This window comes from Pseudomonas sp. CCI3.1 (genome assembly GCF_034313985.1).
Lineage (GTDB): Bacteria > Pseudomonadota > Gammaproteobacteria > Pseudomonadales > Pseudomonadaceae > Aquipseudomonas > Aquipseudomonas psychrophila.
This window is the reverse complement of sequence record NZ_JAVIWO010000001.1, coordinates 441,500-463,991: the sequence shown is the minus strand read 5'-3', so window position 1 is coordinate 463,991 and position 22,492 is coordinate 441,500. Positions and strand designations below refer to the sequence as shown.

Annotated in this window: 20 protein-coding genes; 13 read left to right on the top strand and 7 right to left on the bottom strand. The window is 57.4% G+C overall.

The annotated features are described in order from the left end of the window. The first annotated feature begins 122 nt into the window (after window positions 1–122). The 5 genes from RGV06_RS01920 (at window position 123) to RGV06_RS01900 (ending at window position 6,795) form a co-directional block, all read left to right on the top strand. Window positions 123–686 (top strand): nucleotidyltransferase family protein, encoded by a 564-nt coding sequence (locus RGV06_RS01920; RefSeq protein WP_037031770.1) that lies wholly within the window; start codon window positions 123–125, stop codon window positions 684–686. A gap of 41 nt (window positions 687–727) precedes the next feature. Next, complete coding sequence (locus tag RGV06_RS01915; protein WP_322149199.1) at window positions 728–1,732, top strand: XdhC family protein; 1,005 nt, start codon at window positions 728–730, stop codon at window positions 1,730–1,732. A 281-nt stretch (window positions 1,733–2,013) separates the two neighbouring features. Then, window positions 2,014–4,947: a xanthine dehydrogenase family protein molybdopterin-binding subunit gene (locus RGV06_RS01910; RefSeq protein WP_048352151.1), complete on the top strand. Its 2,934-nt coding sequence runs from the start codon at window positions 2,014–2,016 to the stop codon at window positions 4,945–4,947. 2 nt (window positions 4,948–4,949) lie between these two features. Further along, window positions 4,950–5,489, top strand: coding sequence for a (2Fe-2S)-binding protein (locus tag RGV06_RS01905; protein ID WP_231984400.1), 540 nt, complete (start codon window positions 4,950–4,952; stop codon window positions 5,487–5,489). Window positions 5,490–5,499: 10 nt separating this feature from the next. Next, a complete protein-coding gene (locus RGV06_RS01900) occupies window positions 5,500–6,795 on the top strand; it encodes a cytochrome c (RefSeq protein ID WP_322149197.1) in 1,296 nt (431 codons plus the stop codon). Between the two features lie 81 nt (window positions 6,796–6,876). On the opposite strand, the gene RGV06_RS01895 is transcribed toward RGV06_RS01900, so the two are convergent. Then, entirely contained in the window at window positions 6,877–7,212 is a 336-nt protein-coding gene (locus RGV06_RS01895; protein WP_019822519.1) for an ArsR/SmtB family transcription factor, read from the bottom strand. Window positions 7,213–7,259: 47 nt separating this feature from the next. Here RGV06_RS01895 and RGV06_RS01890 point away from each other — a divergent pair, with 47 nt between their 5' ends. Beyond that, the gene (locus RGV06_RS01890) at window positions 7,260–8,351 is read left to right on the top strand and encodes an NADH:flavin oxidoreductase/NADH oxidase (protein WP_019822517.1); all 1,092 of its coding nucleotides are present in this window, start codon (window positions 7,260–7,262) and stop codon (window positions 8,349–8,351) included. Window positions 8,352–8,483: 132 nt separating this feature from the next. Here RGV06_RS01890 and RGV06_RS01885 read toward each other — a convergent pair whose 3' ends face one another. From RGV06_RS01885 to RGV06_RS01875, 3 genes are all read right to left on the bottom strand, one after another. Further along, complete coding sequence (locus RGV06_RS01885) at window positions 8,484–9,113, bottom strand: glutathione S-transferase family protein (protein WP_046809624.1); 630 nt, start codon at window positions 9,111–9,113, stop codon at window positions 8,484–8,486. Window positions 9,114–9,185: 72 nt separating this feature from the next. Beyond that, window positions 9,186–9,863, bottom strand: a complete 678-nt coding sequence (locus RGV06_RS01880; RefSeq protein ID WP_322149196.1) for a type 1 glutamine amidotransferase domain-containing protein — start codon at window positions 9,861–9,863, stop codon at window positions 9,186–9,188. Between the two features lie 162 nt (window positions 9,864–10,025). Next, a complete protein-coding gene (locus RGV06_RS01875) occupies window positions 10,026–11,558 on the bottom strand; it encodes an MFS transporter (RefSeq protein WP_322149195.1) in 1,533 nt (510 codons plus the stop codon). Between the two features lie 115 nt (window positions 11,559–11,673). Here RGV06_RS01875 and RGV06_RS01870 point away from each other — a divergent pair, with 115 nt between their 5' ends. Beyond that, a complete protein-coding gene (locus RGV06_RS01870; protein WP_019822509.1) occupies window positions 11,674–12,561 on the top strand; it encodes a LysR family transcriptional regulator in 888 nt (295 codons plus the stop codon). Window positions 12,562–12,575: 14 nt separating this feature from the next. Here RGV06_RS01870 and RGV06_RS01865 read toward each other — a convergent pair whose 3' ends face one another. The 3 genes from RGV06_RS01865 to RGV06_RS01855 all read right to left on the bottom strand — a co-directional run bounded on the left by RGV06_RS01865 (window position 12,576) and on the right by RGV06_RS01855 (window position 15,666). Continuing rightward, window positions 12,576–13,235, bottom strand: coding sequence for an ankyrin repeat domain-containing protein (locus RGV06_RS01865; RefSeq protein ID WP_416194541.1), 660 nt, complete (start codon window positions 13,233–13,235; stop codon window positions 12,576–12,578). 112 nt (window positions 13,236–13,347) lie between these two features. Continuing rightward, window positions 13,348–14,718, bottom strand: coding sequence for a metal-dependent hydrolase family protein (locus RGV06_RS01860; RefSeq protein WP_019822505.1), 1,371 nt, complete (start codon window positions 14,716–14,718; stop codon window positions 13,348–13,350). 258 nt (window positions 14,719–14,976) lie between these two features. Then, window positions 14,977–15,666, bottom strand: coding sequence for a GntR family transcriptional regulator (locus tag RGV06_RS01855; protein ID WP_019822504.1), 690 nt, complete (start codon window positions 15,664–15,666; stop codon window positions 14,977–14,979). A 140-nt stretch (window positions 15,667–15,806) separates the two neighbouring features. Here RGV06_RS01855 and RGV06_RS01850 point away from each other — a divergent pair, with 140 nt between their 5' ends. The 6 genes from RGV06_RS01850 (at window position 15,807) to RGV06_RS01825 (ending at window position 22,483) form a co-directional block, all read left to right on the top strand. After that, window positions 15,807–16,892: an ABC transporter ATP-binding protein gene (locus RGV06_RS01850; RefSeq protein ID WP_322149194.1), complete on the top strand. Its 1,086-nt coding sequence runs from the start codon at window positions 15,807–15,809 to the stop codon at window positions 16,890–16,892. A gap of 1 nt (window position 16,893) precedes the next feature. Further along, window positions 16,894–17,811, top strand: a complete 918-nt coding sequence (locus RGV06_RS01845) for an ABC transporter permease (protein WP_322149193.1) — start codon at window positions 16,894–16,896, stop codon at window positions 17,809–17,811. After that, window positions 17,808–18,596: an ABC transporter permease gene (locus RGV06_RS01840; protein WP_019822500.1), complete on the top strand. Its 789-nt coding sequence runs from the start codon at window positions 17,808–17,810 to the stop codon at window positions 18,594–18,596. Before RGV06_RS01845 ends, RGV06_RS01840 begins: the two co-directional genes overlap by 4 nt. Before the next feature lie 32 nt (window positions 18,597–18,628). Continuing rightward, on the top strand, window positions 18,629–19,681 hold the full coding sequence (locus RGV06_RS01835) for an extracellular solute-binding protein (RefSeq protein ID WP_037031768.1): 1,053 nt from the start codon (window positions 18,629–18,631) through the stop codon (window positions 19,679–19,681). 106 nt (window positions 19,682–19,787) lie between these two features. Beyond that, window positions 19,788–20,984 (top strand): amidohydrolase family protein, encoded by a 1,197-nt coding sequence (locus tag RGV06_RS01830; protein WP_322149192.1) that lies wholly within the window; start codon window positions 19,788–19,790, stop codon window positions 20,982–20,984. An 11-nt stretch (window positions 20,985–20,995) separates the two neighbouring features. Next, window positions 20,996–22,483: an amidohydrolase family protein gene (locus RGV06_RS01825; RefSeq protein ID WP_322151803.1), complete on the top strand. Its 1,488-nt coding sequence runs from the start codon at window positions 20,996–20,998 to the stop codon at window positions 22,481–22,483. The last annotated feature ends 9 nt before the right edge of the window (window positions 22,484–22,492 follow it).

Genomic DNA, 22,492 nt, shown 5'->3' with positions numbered 1-22,492 from the left:
AAGCGGCTTTGAACGATGAGGCCGCCCTGAAGGATATCCAGAGCGGCCTGACCAATCGAACCAATTGCCGGGGTGGTTTCAACAATGTTTTCAAGCATCTGTGAGAGCAGTGGTTTTGGTCCATGAACATGAACGTAACGGTGTTAGTGCTGGCAGCAGGTAAAGGAATGCGCTTTGCTAGCAGTGGTGGCCATACACATAAACTGCAAGCGCTACTGGCTGGAAAACCGGTCATGAGCCATGTACTGGAAGCCGTGGAAAAGGCTGGCTTGCAGTGCTATGTAGTCAGTCCTGCGGGAGCAGAGACTGAAGGTATGGGTGACTCCATTGCCTGCGGTGTGCGTTCTACGCAGGGTGCGGCGGGTTGGTTGATCTTGCCTGCTGATATGCCACTGGTGTGCTCTACAACACTTCGCGCCGTTGCGCAGGCTTTAATCACTGACGAACCCTATCAGGCCGTCGTGCCGTACTGGGAACAGCGCCAAGGCCACCCTGTCGCTTTCGCAGCGAGTTGTGCTGAGGCGTTGCTGGGCTTGCGGGGTGACCAAGGGGCTCGCTCAGTACTGCAAGCCCTGGACAGTCAAGGGCAAGTCAAAGCCCTGTTGGTTGATGACCCAGGCATCGTGCATGACATCGATACCTTAGAAGATTTGCAACGAGCCGAACTCTGGCTTAGTACCCATTGATTACACCTCACATGAGTCACAACGTTGTTGTCGGAGAAGCCATGGATGCTGTCGATATAACGGTTTTGCGTGCTCTGCACGCATGGCGCCAAGCAGGGCAAGCCGCGTTGCTCATCACTGTTGTAAAGACCTGGGGATCATCGCCTCGTCCAGTCGGAGCGATGCTGGCCCTGCGAGTCGGGGCAGAAATGGTGGGGTCAGTCTCGGGCGGGTGCATTGAGGATGACCTGTTTGATCGCTTTAAAGAGATTGAAACGACGCCATCAACCACTGTGGTTCGTTATGGCGTGACCGCAGAGGAAGCCAACCGTTTTGGCTTGCCTTGCGGGGGCACCATTGAGTTGATGGTGGAGCGCAACCCTTGTGCAGAACGGCTTGAACAGCTACTGGAGTATCTGGATGGCGGGGCCTTGGTGCGGCGTACCGTGGAGTGCGAAACCGGGGATGTGCAGTTAACCGTCGTCAACAAGTACGCACCATTGTTTTTAGATAATCAGCAACTGGCAATGTACATAGGCCCGCGATGGCGCATGTTGCTGATCGGTGCCGGGGTACTCGCAAGGTATCTAGCGGCAATTGCCCAGAGCACGGGATTTACGGTCACGGTATGCGACCCTCGTCCTGAACATACATTCAGCTGGAACGAGAGCGAAGTCCCCCTGTTACGGTGTATGCCAGATGATGCAGTCACCGCTTTCAGGCCAGACCCAAGCTCATGCGTGGTGACGCTTAGTCACGATCCTAAACTGGATGATTTGGCGATAATAGAGGCGCTCCAGAGCCCCGCTTTTTATGTCGGTGCCATTGGTTCGCGTCAGAACAATGAAGCTCGGCGTGCACGATTGATTGAGCACTTTGAGATTGAAAAGGAAACGATGCAACGGCTGCATGGCCCCATTGGTTTATTCATCGACAGTAAAACCCCTGCTGAAATAGCGGTGAGCATTATGGCGGAGATTATTGCTATTAAAAACGGTGTCATCCTTGAACCTGCGATGCAGATTAGCGTGGGCAAACTAAAAAAAGAGCAGTTTGAGCGCAGCTGACTTAGTTTGGCTACATGAAAGCCTTTCAAAAGCAAGTCTTTTACCCTCGATATCAAAACTGGCGTGCGGGTAACTCTCCGCGACTGTTTTTAGAGAGAACGATCGGTGCGTTTATTTAACTTTCAGGTGGATTTCTATTATTTGAATCTGGCTTTCTATCGCTTTTTATCTAAGCTATTTATCTAGGATTTTTAGCGCTCACCTAATGATTTTTTTCTTGCCCTTACATCTATGCTCAATGACGACTTAAACCGGTATGACTGTGTTTAGAGGAAGCAAACATGGCATCAGGCATCAATCGACGCGACTTTATCAAGCTTGGAACGTTTGCGGGTATCACTGTTATGTTCGGCCGCTTGCCTGCGCTTCAGGCGCGTGAAGTTCATTCAGGAGCGCAAACATCCGAATGGATGGCGCCCGATGGCAGTGTGAAATATCGATGGGATGCGATACGAAAAGTCACGGGGGAAAAAGTATTCGCCCGTGACTTCCGCTCCAAAAACCTGCCTGGCTGGCCAGAAAAACAAGCCCATGGTTTTTTCCTCAAAGCAACCGACGTCGAACATGCATTTGACGATATTGACCTGTCGATGCTTGGACCAGACTTGCAGCCAGATCGGGTTTTAAAGCATGCCGATTTGGAAAAAGACGGTGTCCGGGTCCCCGAACTGGCAGATCTAGGCGTTGGGTTTTACGGTCAGGACTTTCTGCTGCCGGCGGGTAACACGGCCCCACTGTACGGGCACCCTGTGGCTTTATTGATCTTCCATGACTTTGACCGTTTTGAAGCGGCCAAGCGGCGTTTGCGATTCGAAACCACTGCAGTCAAATATGGCAGGAAGACGGGATTGATCCAGCCTCCCAATTATGGGGCGGCGCGTTATGTGAGAATCGCTGGTGAGACGCCATCCGCCCCTCCTGCCTTTGCACCTATTCAGGATGCTGTTATTTGGGGGGATTTTGACGGTGATACGCCGACCTGGCCCAAAGCCGATCCTGACGGCATCTTTGTTCCGCGCTCAGTCTTGTTGCCTCATCGCGGCGGTGGCGGTGTTCGCGATCCATTAAAAGTCGCTCAGCAGACCGATGAGCCGATGCGCCGGGGTATGGCCGCTGCGGGCATTATTGAGGCAGAAATTGAAGCTGCACGTAACAACCCTGCAAAACTTGTTGTGCAACGCCAGGGTTTTTCGCAGTCCATTGACCCCAGTGCCATGGAGCCTGATAACGGTAATGCTTGGTACGATGCATCGACGCGCACCTTGCATGTACTGATTGCTGCGCAGTCTCCGTATGAAGTTGCGCGGGTTGCCGCGTTCATGGTCAAAGATAACAAGCGCTTTCCCGTCGAAAAGATTGAACTGGTGTCTGGCACCACCGTTGGATATGGCTCCAAAGATCACTCCATTTTCCCGTTCTACACGATTGCCGCTTGTTTTTATGGCGATGGCCTGCCCGTGCGCCTGGCAAATGACCGCTACGAGCAGTTCCAGTTGGGCATGAAGCGCCACAGTATCGAGATGGATCTAACGCTGGTCGCTGATCGCAAGACCGGGAAGTTCGAGGTGCTTAAAGCTTTCTATAATTGTAATGGGGGGGGTCGCGCCAACTTTTCTTTCTCAGTGGCGCAAGTCGCTGCCACCGCAGCACAGTCCATCTATTACTTTCCCAAGTCCGATCTGGCCACTGCTGCGATTGCAACTGCCGCAGTCGAAGCGGGCTCGATGCGCGGGTACGGCACTCTCCAGGCCATGTCTATCACAGAGTTACTGATTGACGAAGTTGCTGCGCAGTTGGGGATGGACGCCATTGAGTTGCGTAAGCGAAATGCATTGCAGGCAGGCGATCCCAACACTCAGGGTGCGGTCCAGCTGGGTGACCCACGTAATCTGGAGATGCTTGACCTCGCCTCGAGTCATCCACTGTGGCTGAACCGCGAGCAGGCAAAAGTTAAATACGAGGCAGCCAATCCCGGCCGTCGCTACGGCGTGGGCTTTGCACAAGTTCAGAAAGACTATGGAACGGGTGCAGATACCACGGCGCTGTTATTAGAGTTCGATGCAGCAGGCAAGATTACAATGCGCCACTGCGTACAAGAAATTGGTACCGGTGCCACGACGGCGCAGCAAGTCATGGTGCAGCGCTTGCTGGGCAAGGCACCTGACATCGCAATTTTTGGTGAAACCAACTTCGCTCAGTTGCCGCTCAAGAGTAATTTCGAACCGTTCTCCATTACACAGGAACAACAGGACGAGCTTGCACGGGACCCTTTCTGGGTGCCCGCTATTTTGCCCGCGATGAGCGCTTCAAACAGTGTCTACTTCATCGGATTTGGTACACGTCAGGCTGCTCAATTTCTACTTGAAAATACTGTTTGGCCTGCTGCGCAGGCCATTTGGAGCAGTGGTCCGGCAGGAGGCCAACTGGCGAGTGGCTATATGACCGCCAAAGACCTGCGGGCAGTGCCTGGCGGCATCGGCGGCGGTGGTATGGCGCCAATAGCATTCGAAGCAATCGCCCGTAAAGCCCATGAAATGGGGCTTGTCACAGGCGTTGCCCTGCACTGCTTCAGCCGTTGGCAATGGGCTCGTGCCGATTTCGAGATTCCTGGACTGGGGATCAAGAATCTACCCGCAGATGCAATCGCAGTGCGCTATGGAGATGCTGCTCCCGAGTCGTTGAAGGCAAGAATGTCTACCGGCGGCTATGACTTCATCAAGCGCAGTAACGTTCAGTTTCCGTCTGCCCAGCGCAACAACGCGGGTGTCACCACCTATACACCCGCAGCCTGCCTGGTAGAACTGAATGTCAACACCTTCACAGGGCACGTTGAGATCATGAATCATCACAGTTTGCTCGATCCCGGCAATATCATTGTGCCTGCTCTGGTGTCAGGCCAGCAGCAAGGCGGTATCGCCATGGGTATTGGTCACGCGCTGATGGAAGAACTCCCTTTGTACGGCGATGGCCCGGGGAACGGCACCTGGAACTTCAACCGCTACAGGTTGCCACGGGCCAAAGATGTCGCCGTGTGGACGCAAACCGCCACCTATCTTGATCCTCTCACTGAAACATCCCCACCCAAAGGGTTGGCCGAGGTGGTGATGATCCCGGTTGTAGCTGCGACGGGTAATGCCATTACTCATGCCATTGGAACGCGCTTCTATCACCTTCCAGTGACAGCCAACAAAATTAAAAAGGCGTTGATGCTATGAGTATTGAGAAACGCTCACTGACTCTCACCATAAACGGTCAGAAAGTAGGTCCGGTAGACGCGCCTGTGGGCATGCCCATGATCGATTTTTTGCATGATCACCTTGATCTGACAGGCACTCGTTTTGGTTGTGGGCAAGGTATTTGCCATGCGTGCACCGTCATGGAAATTCAACCCGACGGAATCCCCATAGAGACGCGCACGTGTATCTTTGACGCCCATTTTTTTAATGGCAAAACGCTGATTACCATTGAGGGCCAGGCCAAGCGGGATGAGCATGGCGAGGTGAGCGACCTGACCCCGATACAGCAGGCATTTATCGAGCACTTTTCATTTCAGTGCGGTTATTGCACTCCGGGGTTCGTGACTGCGGCCACCGTATTTGTTGAATCTTTAAAACGCCAACCTGTAAAACGTGCCGACTTACAAAGTCGAATCGAAACAGCGCTCAATGACCATATCTGTCGTTGTACCGGGTATGTCCGTTACTACCAGGCTGTTCAGGACGTCGCGCTGAAGACTCCTGGCTGTGTGATCGACTAAGGAGCAGGCGATGAAACGTAATCGTTTACGCAATGGCTTGGCGGGTTTCATTGTTGTCGCGGTTTTGCTTGCTCTAGCCGTACTGCTGGGTGTGTTCCGTCCCTCAACGGTTGCACCTGGTGTACAGCAACCGCTGACGGATGCGCAGACCCGGGAGTTGCTCCCCCGTGGCCGTGAGTTGGCGCTGGCTGGAAATTGCATGGGCTGCCATTCGCTGCCTCAGGGGCCAAGAGCCGCCGGCGGTGTACCTATTGATACACCGTTTGGAACCCTCTATTCGACCAACATAACCCCTGACAAGACCCATGGCATCGGCAACTACACCCGTGAAGACTTTCATCGTGTGCTGCGTGATGGAATTGCACCCGGCAACAGGAATCTGTATCCGGGCATGCCTTTTGTATTCACGCATATCACACGCTCCGAAGACATTGATGCCTTGTATGCCTACATCATGAGCCTGCCGTCTATTGCTGAGCCCAATGTTGCTAACACCGGAGTGTTCAGGCTGCCTGTGCGGCCATTCATGAACTTTTGGGCATTGATCAACTTTCCAGACCGTCAACCGCCTGTACGGGAGGGGGCATCGGAACAATGGTTGCGCGGCGCTTATTTAGTGGAAGGTCTGGGGCATTGCGGGGCCTGTCATACGCCGCGCAATATCACGATGGGTGTTTCTTTTGCACGCTCCCTGGAGGGAGGTGACGTCGTTGATGGCCTGGTGGTCCCAGACATCACTGCACAGACGCTGGCAAAGCGAGGCTTCAACACGACGTCATTGAGCGAGTATCTGAGCTCCGGCATCTCTGCCCAAGGCACAGCCTTTGGCAGTATGTATACCGTGACGCACTTCTCTACCAGTGCGATGCAAGCGGCTGATGTGGATGCTATCGCCTCATACCTGATGACCGGTAAGGATGGTCAACTGCTTCAGCCGGCAAAAGGACCTGAGCCACTCCCTGCTGCCAGTGATACGCCGTTGCAGCGTGGCCGACTCAGTTACCTCTCCGCATGTGCCGGATGTCACGGGACGAATGGGGAAGGCATTCCAAATGTTGCGCCACCAATGAATGGCAATATTGCTGTCGTCATGGACAGCCCGGTTAATCTGCTGACCGTTATTTTGCAGGGGGTTCCCACACAAACATTCACCGGGAATCAGCGCATGTATGCCATGCCGGGATTTGCGGATCGCATGAGTGCTGAGGAAGTGGCGGGGTTAGCCTCCTGGATGCGTGCTCAATGGGGCGGCCAGGGCAAGGCAATTACAGCAGAGCAAGTCGAGGCAATCGCTTCTGGCAAATAGGCAACTCAAAACCCTGGCGCGGGCTATATCGGTCGGGATCATTGTGACAATGATCCCTGCCCTCGCCGCACTGTTTGGCACTCAGGCCTGGGACAAGATGCAGTCAAGCAAGCCCGGAAAGCGCAGATTGAGCTCCTGGGAGCGCAGTGAATTCATGTGCGTGGTGCCCACATTTCGCGTATGAACCAGCCCGGCGTCACGCAAGACCCGGAAATGATGGGACATGCTGGACTTGGGTCGACCGCCGTCCAGCTCGCCGCACGAGGCTTCAGTGACGCCTGCAAGGTAGCGGACAATCTCGAAACGGACGGGGTCGCTCAGGGCGTAAAGCAAACGCTCGAGAATGAAGTCAGGGGGAACAGGATGTTTGAAGGTACGCATGTGCCGATGATAACCAAGGCTTTCAATGAATGCCATATTTCGATTACTATCGAACAAGCGAATCAATCTCCCGGAGCCTGCACATGTCTGCCCTGTTCGAACCGTACACCTTAAAAGACGTCACCTTAAGAAACCGTATCGCCATTCCGCCGATGTGTCAGTACATGGCAGAAAACGGCATGGTCAACGATTGGCACTTGGTCCACCTGGCCAGCTTGGCAAGGGGCGGTGCTGGCCTGGTTGTCGTTGAGGCGACGGCCGTTTCTCCTGAGGGGCGTATCACCCCAGGATGCGCCGGCATCTGGAGCGATGCCCATGCCCAGGCTTTCGTGCCCATGGTTAAAGCAATCAAGGATGCCGGTTCTGTGCCAGGTATTCAGATTGCGCACGCCGGTCGCAAGGCCAGCGCTAACCGTCCCTGGGAAGGCGATGATCACATCGCTGAGGGTAATCCGAATGGTTGGCAGACCATTGCGCCCTCGCCTGTCGCGTTTGGTGCCAATCTGCCGAAAGTCCCCCGGGAAATGACCCTGGAAGACATTGCCCGTGTGCGCCAGGACTTCGTTGATGCTGCACGCCGGGCCCGTGACGCCGGTTTTGAATGGATCGAACTGCACTTCGCCCACGGTTATCTTGGCCAGAGCTTCTTCTCGGAGCATTCCAATCAGCGCACCGATGCCTACGGTGGCAGCTTTGAAAACCGTAGCCGCTTCTTGCTTGAAACTCTGGCAGCTGTGCGTGAGGTGTGGCCGGAGAATCTGCCACTCACTGCTCGTTTCGGGGTCATCGAGTACGATGGGCGCGATGAGCAAACGCTGACTGAATCCATCGAATTGGCGCGCCGCTTCAAGGACGGTGGGCTTGACCTGCTGAGCGTCAGTGTGGGTTTCACTATCCCGCAAACCAACATTCCATGGGGGCCCGCTTTCTTGGGTCCGATCGCCGAGCGGGTGCGTCGTGAGTCGGGTCTGCCAGTGACGTCTGCATGGGGCTTCGGCACTCCGCAACTGGCAAACGCTGCAGTCGAATCTCGTCAGCTGGACCTGGTATCTGTGGGCCGGGCTCACCTGGCGGATCCGCACTGGCCGTATTTTGCAGCCAAAGAGCTGGGCGTTGAAAAGGCTTCCTGGACACTCCCCGCGCCCTACGCTCACTGGCTTGAGCGCTACAGGTAAGTTCGATTTCTGACTCTGTGGGAGCGGGCTTGCTCGCAATGGTCGTTACGATAACGCGTATTTACTGGGTAAATACGGCGCTCGGAAGATCATCGCGAGCAGCCCGCTCCCACATGACCAGCCACCACTCAACTATTCGTCGAGTTCACTCTCCAGCTTCAATGCTCGCTTCCAGCTGTCCAGTTCCGCCAGACGTTGCAGGTAAGCCTGCAGATGAGGGTACTGCGCCCCGCTCTTCATCTGCTCGACGACTGTGATTGCAACAAAAGCCAGCATGAAATCTGCCCCTGACAATGTGTCTCCCACGATGAACGTTCTGTTCGCAAGCACACTGTCCAGATACCCCAGGACCTTATCAAACTCAGTCTGGGTATAGCCGTCCAGGAACTTCAGTTGAGTGCCGGCATTGATCTCGAATTGAGTGAATAGCTTAAGAAGCACAGGCACCATCGCCGAACTTTCCGCAAAGTGAATCCATTGCAGGTACTGAAGGTAATCCGGTGAGTTGAATGCGGGTTCCAGCTGGGGCGCAAACCGGCGGATCAGGTATTCGACGATGGCGCCGGACTCAACGAGCACTTGTCCGTCCAGCTCAATCACCGGTGACTTGCCCAACGGATGAATGTTTTTCAGTGAGGCCGGGGCGAGACGAGTGGCCGGATCGCGCTGATAACGAATCAGGGTGTAAGGCTCTCCGATTTCTTCTAGTAGCCAAAGAATACGCAGCGATCGGGAGGCGTTGAGGTGGTGAAGTGTGATCATGAAGACTCTCTCAAATGAGGGGTGGCACCCAGGGCGCCCGAGGGTTTCAACACGCCCGGACGCCTGAAGCGGTTACTTCAGTTGGGCGACAAGTGCTTTGGCCACGGCTTCAGAGCTCGCAGGGTTCTGGCCCGTGATCAGCTTGCCATCTTCGATGACAAAGGGTGCCCAGTCTGGCCCTTTTTCATAAAACCCACCCAGACGCTTGAACTCATCCTCGATCAGGAACGGTACGACATCGGTCAGCTCTACTGCCGCTTCCTCACCATTGGTAAAGCCGGTGACTCGGCGGTCTTTAATCAGCGGCGCACCGTCAGCGGCCTTCACATGACGCAGCACCCCAGGCGCGTGACAGACAAAACTGACGGGTTTGCCAGATCGCTCGAAGGACTGGATCAGTTCGATAGAGGTCCTGGACTCGGCCAGATCCCACAGAGGGCCATGCCCACCAGGGTAAAACACAGCGTCAAAATCTTTGCTGCTGACCGAATCCAGCTTGACCGTGCTCGCCAAAGCTCGCTGAGCCTCAGGATCAGCGTTAAAACGGTGGGTCATGTCAGTCTGGAAATCCGTCAGTTCACTCTTTGGGTCCAGAGGCGGTTGACCACCTGCTGGCGACGCCAAAACCACCTCGGCCCCTGCATCCTTGAAGACGTAGTAAGGCGCTGCGAACTCTTCAAGCCAGAACCCTGTTTTCAAGCCTGTATCTCCCAGTTGATCGTGGGACGTCAGAACCATCAAAACTTTCATGTCATAGCCCTCATTGCTGCGGTTTGGCCTTTGGCAACGAGATTTGCCTCGGGCTTATGCTGGATGCACTGTCCTGACTATGTACGACCACCGGTTTATGAATACGTGCTACGACGAAAGCCGTGGTTGTCATGCTTTTTGCTGTCCTGAGCTACCTCGGGTTCATACCGCTGCGGGCACTTCTTCATGCGCACGGGATTTACCCAGTAAGGCGAACACAAGCAACGCAGTCAGTGCCGAAGAACCCGCCAGGCTGTACAAGACCCAACGCAATGCCTGATCGTAGGTCGCCAGCAGCACGGCGCGCTCGCCGCTGACGAGGGCGCTGGCATAGGCCAGATCGCCAAGCGCGGCGCGATTGGCGGCCTCGATGACAACGGCTGGATCAGTCCCGGCCAGAGTGCCGAGCAATCCGCCCTGAATCAAGAACGCCAGCAGCGCGCCTGCCACCGCGATAGCCAAACCGTCGGCTGAAACACGCACGCAGTTGAAGATGCCGGTCGCCATGCCTGCTCGTTCTGTGGGCGTCACGCTCACGGCCATGCCATCCATCAGCCCCCAAGGCAGGCCAATGCCTGCGCCGATCATCACCAGCGGCGCTACCAGCGCAGGGCCTGCCCCGCCTGACACTACCTGGCCCAACCACACCAGTGCGACCGCCACCACCATCAGCCCGATGCCGGACAGCACCCCGCAGGTGAACCAGCGCGACAGCAACGCGGCAACGAACGGCACGACCAACAGCGGCGCAGCCAGGGCGATCATCATTTGGCCTGCTTCCAATGCGCTCAATCCGTCAATGCCGATGAACCGCCCCGGCAGCATCACGATCAATGTCACAAAGTAGAAGGCCGGAGATGCGGCCAACACCTGCACGCCGACGAAGCGCCCGCTGTCGAATAACGACAGGTCGAGCATCGGGCGCGCGACGCGGCGTTCGATGCGGACGAATACGATGAACAACACGACTGAAGTCAACAGCATGCCAAGCACCCACGCGCTGTGCCAGCCCTCTTCCGGTGCCAGCAGGATGGCGTAAGTGAACACGCTCAGCGCGGCGGTGAAACTAAGGGCACCGGGCCAGTCCAGTCCGCTGGACTCCGGGTCTTTGGACTCCGTGGCGCTGATCCATACCAGCAGGAAACCGGCCACACCGATCAGCGCTGTCGCCAGAAAAACCCAACGCCAGTCCGCCACCTCCACCAGCCAGCCTGCCGCCAGGGGGCCGAAAGCCAGACCGATACCAAAGGTGGTGCCGAGCAGGCTGAATACACGTGTGCGGATGGGGCCGTGGAAGGTCTGTGCCAGCGAAGACATGGCCCCCGCAAAGGCGGCTGCGCCCCCCAGCCCTTGGGCCAGACGCAACCCGTCGATCCAGCCAACCGTCGGTGCCAGCGAGATCATGAATGTCATCAACACGAATAGCGCAAGGCCGACCAGCCACACGCGCTTGCGACCATAGGTGTCGGTCAGGCTGCCGGCCGCCATCATGGCGCTGCCGTAGGTCAGGATGTAGCCGTTGACTACCCAGTTCAGTTGCACCGCCGTGCCGCCCAGTTCCTGGCTGATGGACGGCAGCACCACGGCCGGACCGGTGAAGCACAGCGGGATCAGGATGCCGGTCAGGCAGGCGGCAAGCAGTAGCAGCCAGTCACGTCCGGTGGGACTGCGAGTGGCGGTCAGGGTATGTGTCATGGGGGGGACATCCGCAAAGAGTCATGTGAAGACGCCAGAGTAAGTGCGGGCTCGCTTAAGAAAAATAAGCTAAGGTTCCGAACATATCGGACAAATTTTCTTATAGTGGACAAACATGGACTCACTCAGCGGCATCGCGTTCTTCGTCCAGGCGGCACAAGACCGTAGCTTTTCGCAAGCCGGGCGCGTGCTTGGGGTCTCGTCATCCGCCGTGGGCAAAAGCGTGGCACGGCTCGAGGAGCGGCTGGGTGTGCGCCTGCTCCACCGCAGTACGCGCAGTATCACGCTGACCGCCGAGGGCACGCTGTTTTTGGAGCGTTGCCGGCGCATCCTCTGCGAAGTTGAGGCGGCGCAACTGGAACTGTCGGAAACCCGCCAGGCCCCCCAAGGCAAACTGCGGGTGAGCATGCCGCTGGTCAGCAGCCTGGTTATGCCGGCGCTCACGGCCTTCATGCACCGCTACCCCGCCATTGAACTGGATGTGGATTTCTCGGATCGGCTGGTCGATGTCATCGAGGACGGATTCGATGCCGTCATTCGTACTGGAGAACCGACTGATTCCCGGTTGATGTCCCGCGCACTGGGTACCTACAAGCTGCTGCTAGTGGCCTCGCCCGGGTATCTTGCTGCGCGCGGCACTCCGCGCGTGCCCGCCGACCTGACGGGCCATGCGGGCTTGCAACACAAGTTCCCGAGTTCCGGCAAGTTAGAGTCGTGGCCTTTGCGCAAGCAGACAGGCGAGGCAGAGCCCGTCCTCTTGGCCACGATGGTATGCAGCACCACCGAGGCCCTCCTTCACGTGGCCCGCGATGGCCTTGGCATCGCCTGTCTGCCGGACTTTATGGTCCGTGATGCCATTGCTGCCGGTGAGCTGGTAACGGTGCTGGACGACTTCAACCAGCATCAGGGTACCTTCCGCATGCTGTGGCCATCGAGCAAGTATCGCGCTCCGAAGCTGCGGGTGTTCATCGACTTCATGAGTGCGCAGCTGTTCAGCGTGTGATCCTCGACACTGAATCAGTGCGCGCCCGCGTCCAGCAGCAATTGCGCAATTGCGGTCTGACCGCGTTTTTGCGCGTGTTGCAACGGGCTCACGCCCTTGTCATCCGGCAGGTTCAGGTCTGCGCCGGCCTCGATCAGTTGGCTGACAATATCTTGATGCGCAGGCCCACCATCAGAAAGCACGATGGCCTCCATCAAACAGGTCCAGCCCAGTCGATTCACGTGGTTGATATCAACCCCTGCCGCGATCAGCAGGCGCACGGTCTCAACATGGCCGCGCTCGCACGCCGGGATCAAGGCCGTGCCGCCATAGCGGTTGGTGCTTTTCAGATCGGCACCATGGGCCAGGGCAAGCTTAAGGATTTCATTACGCCCGCTTGCACCCGCCAACAGATAGGGGCTGTCCTGAATCAGATTTTTCTGGTTAACGTTGGCACCGGCTTCGATCAATGCCTTGGCAATGTCTATCCGGTTCGCACGGGTTGCAAGCAGGAGCGCACTGCTGCCATCGATCGTACGTTCGTCGAGCTTCGCCCCTTCAGCGATCAGTTGCTGCACCCCGGCCAATTCACCGTCCCTCACGGCGGTGAGCAGTGTCTTGTCATTTGCCATCACCACTCCAGTCATCAACAGTGCGACCGTCAACAGGCCGTATTTAAGCATCCGGGAACCCATGTCACGCCCTCTTCTCCATCCCATGAAGAGCCAGTATGGTCAGCGCGGCAGGTATTCGGAAATTAAATATGCCCATGCTTTTCAGTGGCTTTGTGCATGGTCCTGCTGAGGACTAGAAGTTCTGTTTATAGATTTTCCCGCCTTTCATGATCATGCTGATATTGATCTCGGGGTCCTCCAGAAATGCGAGGCTTACCGTGGGGTCGCCTTCGACAACCAGCAGATCTGCCAATGCACCGGCCTCTATCCGGCCCACTTTACCGGGATAAGGGTTGCGCGCTCCCGACAGCCCCAAAAGCTCTCCATTGATCTTTGTCGCCATGTTCGCAACATCGTGCGCGGCGTAAAACCGGGTCAACTTCGCCAGTTGTCTTCCCTGAGTCGGTGTCTTTAGCGGATTGAATAAAATATCAGTCCCCCAAGCGGTTTTTATATTGAAGCGCTGCGCAAACTCATAGGCTTTCGCGGTGCCCTCGGCCACCACGCGCTGACGCTCTCGGCGTACAGGATCAGGATAAACATTGGCATCTTCATCCTGCAGAAAAGGCTGAAGGCTCCACCAGATATCGTTGTCGGCCATCATGCGCACGGTTTCTTCATCCGCCAGTTGCCCGTGTTCGATTGATTTCACGCCGGCTCGAATGGCGCGCTGAATACTTCTGGGCGTGTACGCATGCACCATGACATAGGTGCCCCAATCAGCAGCGGCTTCAACCGCCATTCTTAATTCTGACTCCAGAAACTGGGTGCTATCAAGATGATCATAAGTAGAGGCCACTCCGCCTCCGGCCATCAGTTTTAACTGTGAGGCCCCGAGCATGAGCTGCTCTCTTGCGCGCCTGAGCACTTCGGCATCGCCATCGGCGATGGCGGCAGCACCCAGTTGTTCGGTAACGCTCAGTGGTCTGAGAGAGCTGCGGGGGATCTCGGATCGCATCCTGAAATCACCGTGGCCCGAAGTCTGTGAAATCATGGCGCCGGATGGATAAATACGTGGCCCCGGGATAACGCCCTCATCAATTGCACGCTTCAAGGCAAACGAAGGTCCACCAGGATCGCGCACCGTCGTAAAGCCGCGCATCAAGGTGCTTTCTGCTTCGCGGGCGGCGACTAAATGGATATATCCCGGGTCTGCACTCATCGCGTCAAGTTGCGTGATGCCCGCCAACGTAGTGTGCCAATGGGCATCAATCAGTCCCGGCATCACCACCCTTCGCCCGCAATCGATAACCACGGCCCCTTCGACATCCGTATTGGCTGGTAGCAGTGAGTCGATCACGCCAGCCTTGATCAGGATGCAGACGTTATCGTCAAGCACAACGCTACCGTTGAATAAACGAAGATTCTTTAGCAATACAGTGCTCACGCTGGACTCAGCGTTCGTGCCCTGCCCTGAAGTACTTGAGGTGCGCACTTCTGACAGCGGTGCGCCTTTGGGCCTGATCCCGCTATAGACATCACGTCGAGACAGATCGAGCATCATCCTGGCGTGAAAATCCTGTATGTCCGGCGAGCTACAGGTGCACAGGTCATGGGCTTCAAGCTCAACACGATGACTGGGTGTAAAGCGCGAACAAGCCGTTGCAGATTTATGCCTCATAGCGAGCGTTCCGTAAGCATTTTCAGGAACAGAGACTATAGATCGGATTAAAAACGCTGATCGAAAAACGGCAGGCACACTGAAAATCCTTGGCAAAGTTGCCCAAGGATTGGGTTCGGTGAAGGGGGAGCACGCTTTCCCTTACAGTGATATCAGGTGTTTAAGCGGGTGGTAGTCCGTTTTCAGCGTGGCCGCGACGTCGAGAATCGCCTTCTCGATGCCATTTAGATGAATGCATGTCAGCTCGATTGCAGCGCTCTGGTTGCCGGCCTCGATGTACTCGATCAGGCGCAAATGCTCATCGTCGCGACAGGCTTCGTGGCTGTCATCATCGAGCGCCGCAGCATACAGCGAGGCGCGGGAAATCAGCTTCTGGAACCAGTCCAGCAACACCGGGTTGTTCAGGCTTCGCGCAAGTTTGATGTGGAACTCGCCGAGTAAATGAATCAGCCGTTCATGGTCGCCGTTACGGTGCGCTTCGTCTTCGAGCAGCAGGTGATCGCGCAAGTCGCGGGTTACCGCAGTATCGCGTCGGCGACAGAGTTCACTGACGATACCGATCTCGACCAGACGCCGGGTTTCAAACAGCGATCGAATCTCCTCGTCACTCGGTAGCGATACGGATGCACCTTTATTGGGCTCTGTGGTGACCAGTCCATCGGCCTCCAATTGCTTGAGTGCAGCACGAACCGACGTTCGGCTCACGTTAAAAAGTTCGGCCAACGACGCCTCTCCCAACTTCATTCCCGGTCTTAGCGAACGCTTGCTGATCGCCTCGTAAACCCCTTGATAGACGCGGTCGACCGTTGTTTCGAGTTTCTTCTCGGTCATTTCAACACTCCTTTAGCGCAAAACAACCGGCCCCAGGCGATGAACAGCCTTAAAAAAAGGGGGTTGCACGGGCAGATTAATCCGGTTATCTCTAGATTGCATCCAGACATTGCATACAATAATTAGAGGAATGCACCATTATGGGTCATCCAGTCGCAATTGAAGTGCGTAACGTCTCAAAACGGTATTCCGACGATCCGGGGCTGGCTCCAGCCCTCGACAACGTTTCAGTCGACATTGCCGACAACGAGTTCTTTACCCTGCTGGGCCCTTCCGGCTGCGGCAAAACCACCTTGCTGCGCACCATCGCCGGTTTCGAACATGTCAGCGACGGCGAGATTCGTCTCGCGGGCGAACCGGTCAATGACTTGCCGCCGTTCAAGCGTCGGGTCAATACCGTCTTCCAGAGCTACGCGCTGTTTCCCCACATGAGTGTCGCGCAGAATATAGCCTTCGGCCTCGAGATGCTGGGTCTCGATCATAAACTCGTTCCCAAGCGTGTGGATGAGATGCTCGCGCTGGTACAAATGCAGCATCTGGCCAAGCGTAAACCTGCCGAGTTGTCCGGCGGTCAGCAGCAGCGGGTCGCCCTTGCCCGGGCCCTGGCCCCCAAACCCAAAGTACTGCTGCTGGACGAACCGTTGTCGGCACTGGACCTCAAGCTGCGCAAAGAGATGCAGGTCGAACTCAAGCGCGTGCAAAAGGAAGCCGGGATCACTTTTATCTTCGTGACCCACGACCAGGAAGAAGCCCTGACCTTGTCTGACCGGATTGCCGTGATGTCCGCAGGCAAGATTCTGCAGATCGGTACGCCCAATGACATTTACGAGCGGCCGCAGCACCAGTTCGTTGCCCAGTTTATCGGTGACATCAACTTCCTTCCCGGCCATCTGAAACGCGGCCAGCACAACCAAAACCTCTTTGTGCCCAACGGCATGCCGGTGGAAATCCCCTGCCCGGCCCAAGGCTTCAATGGCACTAACGTGCAACTGGCTTTCCGCCCGGAGCGCTCGCAGCTGGTCGAGCCGGGGCAGCCCCATCATTTGCGCGGCGTGATCGAAGCGGTGCTGTATATAGGCACCGCAACGCTTTATCAGTGCCGGTTGAATAACGACATCAAGGTCATGCTGCGCGAAAACAATGAAGGCCTGAACCGCGGTCGTGTGGTCGGTGATCGCGTTGCGGTCAACTTGCCGCCCCATGCCTGCCTGTTGATGGAGGCCTGAGATGAGCGTCAGCAGCACTTCCCCCGCTATCAGCCGCGCCCTGTTGCTCAGCCCGGTGGTTCTGACTTTACTGGCGCTGATCGCCATTCCACTCGGCATCATGGGCTACATCAGCTTGCTGCCGCGCAACGTGTACGGTGGCGTCGACTGGCAGGCCAACTGGCAATTGCAAAGCTATGTGCAGCTGTTTTTCCAGGAAGGTTTCGACGGTGAAATGGAGCTCAACTGGGTGTACGCCCAGGCGCTGCTGCGCTCGGTGTTCCAGGCCGGCGGCACCACGTTGTTGTGTTTTCTGTTCGGCTTCCCGGTGGCGCTGTGGATGTCCAGCCTGACTCCGCGTCGGCGCAACCTCATGGTCTTGCTGATCACCATCCCGTTCTGGACCAACCTGCTGATCCGCAACTACGCGTGGCTGATCATTCTGCGCGAGCACGGGTGGGTCGCCCAAAGTCTCAACGCCCTGTTCCCCCAGGCGGGCGGCATCACCCTCCTCTACAACGACTTTGCCGTGAGTGTAGGGCTGGTCTACAGCTTTCTGCCGTTCATGATTTTGCCGATCTACTCGACCCTGGAAAAACTCGACTGGCGCCTGGTGGAAGCGGCGTACGACCTCGGAGCCAACCGCTGGCACGCGCTGACGCGGATCATTCTGCCGCTGTCGATGCCCGGCGTGATTGCTGGCGCGCTACTGGTGTTTGTGCCGAGCCTCGGCGCCTTCATCACCCCGGCGATTCTCGGTGGTGGCAAGACGTTGATGATTGGCAACCTGATCCAGCAACAGTTCGGCACCGCGCGCAACTGGCCGCTGGGCAGCTCACTGTCGTTCCTGTTGCTCGGGATTCTGCTCCTGTCGTTGATGCTTTACGCCCTCTATACCCGCAGAACCGCCCAAACTCTTCGTCGGGGAGCCTCCGTATGATCGCCCTGCACCTGAAAAAACTGCCGTTGACCCGCGAAGTCAGCCTGCTGATTCTCGCGTACCTGTACGTGCCGATCTTTGTGCTGATCGCCTACAGCTTCAATGCCAACCGCTCCGCAACGGTCTGGACCGAGTTTTCGTTCGCTTGGTACGGACGGATTCTGGCCAACCCTTCGATTCAGACCGCGGCATTGAACTCGATCATCGTGGCGAGTATTGCCACGGTCTGCGCCACGACCATTGCGCTGCTCGCCGCGCTGGCGACGTATCGGCCGTTCTACGGGCAGAAAGTGGTCGAGGGCGGGATCAACCTGCCGCTGATCCTGCCGGAGATCGTTACCGCGGTCGCCACGTTGCTGCTGTTCATGGCGCTGGGGATCAAGCTCGGTCTGTTGACGGTGATCGTGGCGCACATCGGCTTCTGCATTCCTTTCGCCTACCTGCCGATTCGCGCTCGCTTGAATGACCTGGACAAAAGCCTGCTGGAAGCGGCCAACGACTTGTACGCCAACCCGTGGCAGGTGTTTCGCCGGGTGACCTTGCCGCTGCTGTGGCCGGCGGTGTTGTCCGGGTCGGTACTGGCATTCGTGGTCAGCCTCGACGATTTCATCATGACGTTCTTCGTGGCAGGGCCTGGCTCGACGACCTTGCCGGTGTACATCTTCTCCGCGATCAAGGCCGGCGTGACGCCTGAGATCAACGCAATCTCGACCCTGATGCTGGTGATTTCCATCGTGCTGGTGGTGCTGGCCTTCTGGCTGGGACAACGCGGCAAACAACAATGAGTCTGGAGCCTGCTGTCATGATTAAAAAAAGCATGAAATTGAAACATATCGGTTACGGCGTCGCCGGTCTGGCCCTCAGTTGCTTCACCGCACTTGCTGCGCAGGCTGCCGAACCCAAGGAATTGTTTTTCTACAACTGGACCGATTACTACCCGGTAGACCTGCTGGCCAAATTCGAAAAAGAAACCGGCATCAAAGTCACCATGGACGGCTACGACAGCAACGAAACCCTGCTGGCCAAGTTGCAGGCCGGTGGCGCGGCCTATGACGTGATCGTGCCATCGCAATCGATCATGCGCACCCTGATCAACCAGGACTTGCTCCTGGAAATCGACACGCCGACCCTGCCCAACTTCCAGTACGTTAAACCGGCTTTCCGCGACCCGAGCTTCGATCCCGGGCGCAAGTTCTCAGCGCCTTACTTGTGGGGCACCACGGGGTTTTCTTATGACAGCGCGCGGGTCCCCGGCGGCAAGCTGGACGACTCGTGGAAGGAATTCTTCGAACCGCGCAAGGAGCTCCAGGGCCAACTCGCCGCACTCGATACCTCCAGCAGCGTGATCAACGCCGCCAGCCACTACCTGAACGTCGACGAGTGCACCGAAAATCCACAGGATGCCAAGCGCATCCTTGAGTTGCTGCAAAAACAAAAACCGTTCTTGAAGATGTACAGCTCGGACAACACCGTCGACCGCATGGCCTCCGGTGAAGTGATCATGATGCAAAACTGGAACGGCTCAACCGCCCGCGCCACGTTGCAAAAAAGCAGCATCAAGTACGTGTACCCCCGTGAAGGCCTGGCGATGTTCCAGGACAACTTCGCCGTGCCAAAAAGCGCGCCTCACCCCGGCAACGCCAAGATCTTCATCGACTGGATGATGAAACCGGAAAACGCCGCTGCCGTGTCCAACGCCATCGCCTATGACAACGGCATTCAAAGCGAAAACCTGATCGACGCGAAATGGCGCGTGATGGACGCAATCAATATGCCCGAAGAGTTCGCCTCACGCCTGCGGCCTGAAAAGGAATGCAGCAACAAGGCGCGTGAGCTGCAAGACCGGATCTGGTCAAAGCTCAAGGGCTGATCCAGCGCTAAGGAGCCGCCTTCGCCAGCCAGACCGCGAGTATTGTGGCAGCGGCTTGCTGGCGAAGAGGCCCGGTCAAACACCCTAGAATTCCAAGAGGTTTGCCATGACCCAACCCCGCTGGCTGCGCAACGTGCGGCCCTACGGACTTGCTGCACAAGACCTGCTTGTGGACAACGGCCTGTTCAAACAACGACGCCCCGCGTCTAACGCAGCGCCGACGGCTACCGACATTGACGGCCAAGACCAGCTCCTCACGCCGGCCCTGGTCGAAAGCCACGTTCATCTCGACAAAACCCTCTGGGGCCAGCCCTGGCACCCGAATAGCGCCGGGCCGACGCTCAAGGATTACATCGCCAACGAACGCCGTGTACTGCGCGAAGTCCAGAGCTCCATCGCCGAACGCGCCGGTGCGCTGCTTGAAAACTGCATTGCCCGTGGGTCGCTGACCATGCGCTGCCACGTAGACATCGACCCGGATTTCGGCCTGCGTCATGTTGAAGCCATGCAACAACTGCGCGAACGCTACCGCGACCTGATTGACCTGCAACTGGTGGTATTCCCGCAAACCGGCCTGATCAGCCGCCCCGGTACCGCCGAACTGATGCGCGAAGCCATGGCACTGGGTGTGGAGAACGTCGGCGGCCTCGACCCCTGCGGTATCGATAATGACCCCGTGGCCCAACTCGACTTCGTGTTCAAGCTGGCCAGCGAATTCGACCGGGGCGTCGACATTCACCTGCATGACAAAGGTGAACTGGGCCTGTGGCAGATCGCGCTCATCGCCGATTACACCGAACGCTTCGGGCGTCAGGGCCGGGTGATGATCAGCCACGCCTATTGCCTGGGCATGTTGCCCTGGAGTCAGGTCCGGCCGGTGGCTGATCGCCTGGCCAGGTTGGGCATTTCGCTGATGAGCTCGGCCCCGGCCGATTGCGCGGTGCCGCCGTACCTCGCGTTGCGCGAAGCCGGAGTCAACGTGTGCCTGGGTTCGGACGGTATTCGTGACGCCTGGTCGCCCATGGGCAACGGTGACATGCTGGAACGGGCAATGCTGCTGGCGTTCCGCTTTGACATGAACAAGGACGAGGAACTGGCAGCGGCGTTTGCCGCCGCCACAGTGAATGGAGCCCAAGCGCTGGGCTGTGACGATTACGGGCTGGAGATCGGGCAGCGGGCCGACTTCTTGTTGATGCCAGTACAAACCCTGGGTGAAGCCGTGGTGTCGCGGCCAGTGCGGCAGGTCTATCGCGGCGGCGAGTTGATCGCTTCCGGCGGTCGTTTGCTGGAAAGCCGACTGTGAAGCCCGGGCCTATTAAAATAGTCGCCCTGAAAAGCAGCTGCGTGGTCGGTTTCGACGGCACGCAGCACGTGCTATGGCGCGACGGCGAAGTGGTGTTCGAAGGCTCACGTATCGTGTTTGTGGGGCGTGGATATGCAGGTCAGGTGGATCAGTGGATCGACTATGGCAACGCGTTGATCGGCCCGGGATTCATCGATCTGGACGCACTCGCAGACCTGGATTCTACGGTGCTGACCCTGGACAACGGTGATGAGCGGGATATGGGCCGGATGTGGTGCGAAGATTATCTGGCGGCCGGTCCCCGAGAGAGTTACAGCGCAGACGAAGAGGTTTTCAAATACCGCTACGCCTTTACTCAGTTGATCCGCAACGGCATCACCACGGCCATGCCGATCACCTCGATGTATTACCGCCAGTGGGCTGAGACCTACGATGAAATGGCTGCTGTGGCGGATGTGGCCGCTGAGCTGGGCCTGCGCACATACCTCGGCCCCTGCTACATGAGCGGCATGAGTTACTGGCGCGCCGATGGAAACCTGGCCCATCACTGGGATGAAGCACGTGGCCTGGCCGGGCTCGATGGGGCCGTGCGCTTTTTCGATGATTTCGACGGGGCACATGACGGCTTGATTCGCGGAGCGCTGCTGCCTGATCGCATTCAAACCTGCACACCCGCGCTGCTGCAACGTACCGCCGATCTGAGTCGGGAGTTGAACGCGCCCATGCGGCTGCACTGCTGCCAGGGGCTCGGCGAAGTCGAGATGGTCAAACAGCTGCGCGGAGTTTCGCCGTTGGCCTGGCTGGAGCAACTGGACCTGTTGACCCCGCGCAGTCTGCTGCCCCATGGCATTTACACCGAGGGTGATGAAGACCTGCAACGGCTGGTGGACGGCGGTACAAGCCTGGTGCATTGCCCGGTGGTGTTTGCCCGGGATGGCGAGGCGTTGAACTCGTTCGGTCGTTATCGGGCAAAGGGCATCAACCTGGCTCTGGGCACCGACACCTGGCCGGCGGATTTGCTGGAGAACATGCGCCAGGGACTCAACATCGCCCGCCTGATGGAGGGCGGTACATCGATGACCAGCACGCTGGACCTGTATAACGCCGCCACGCTGGGGGGCGCCAAGGCTTTGGGTCGTGACGACATCGGCCGTCTGGCCCCCGGGGCCAAGGCCGATATCACCGTGTTCAGCCTGCGTGGCCTGCACCTCGGGCCGCTGTTCGACCCGCTGAAAAATCTGGTACTGGCCGGCCGCGGTGACGATTGCATTGCCAGTTACATCGACGGGCGCTGCGTGATGCATGACGGTCAGGTTCAAGGGGTCGACTACCCCGCTCTGCAACGCCAGGCCCAACGACAATTCGAAACACTGATGCGCAGTCACAGCTCTCGGGCCTTTGGCCAACCCGACTGGAAAACCCTGTTCACACCGGCCATTCCTTTCGCCGACCACTACAGCGCACACGCGCCGCTAAGTGCGATTGATCCTCTTCTCTAGAGATTTGTG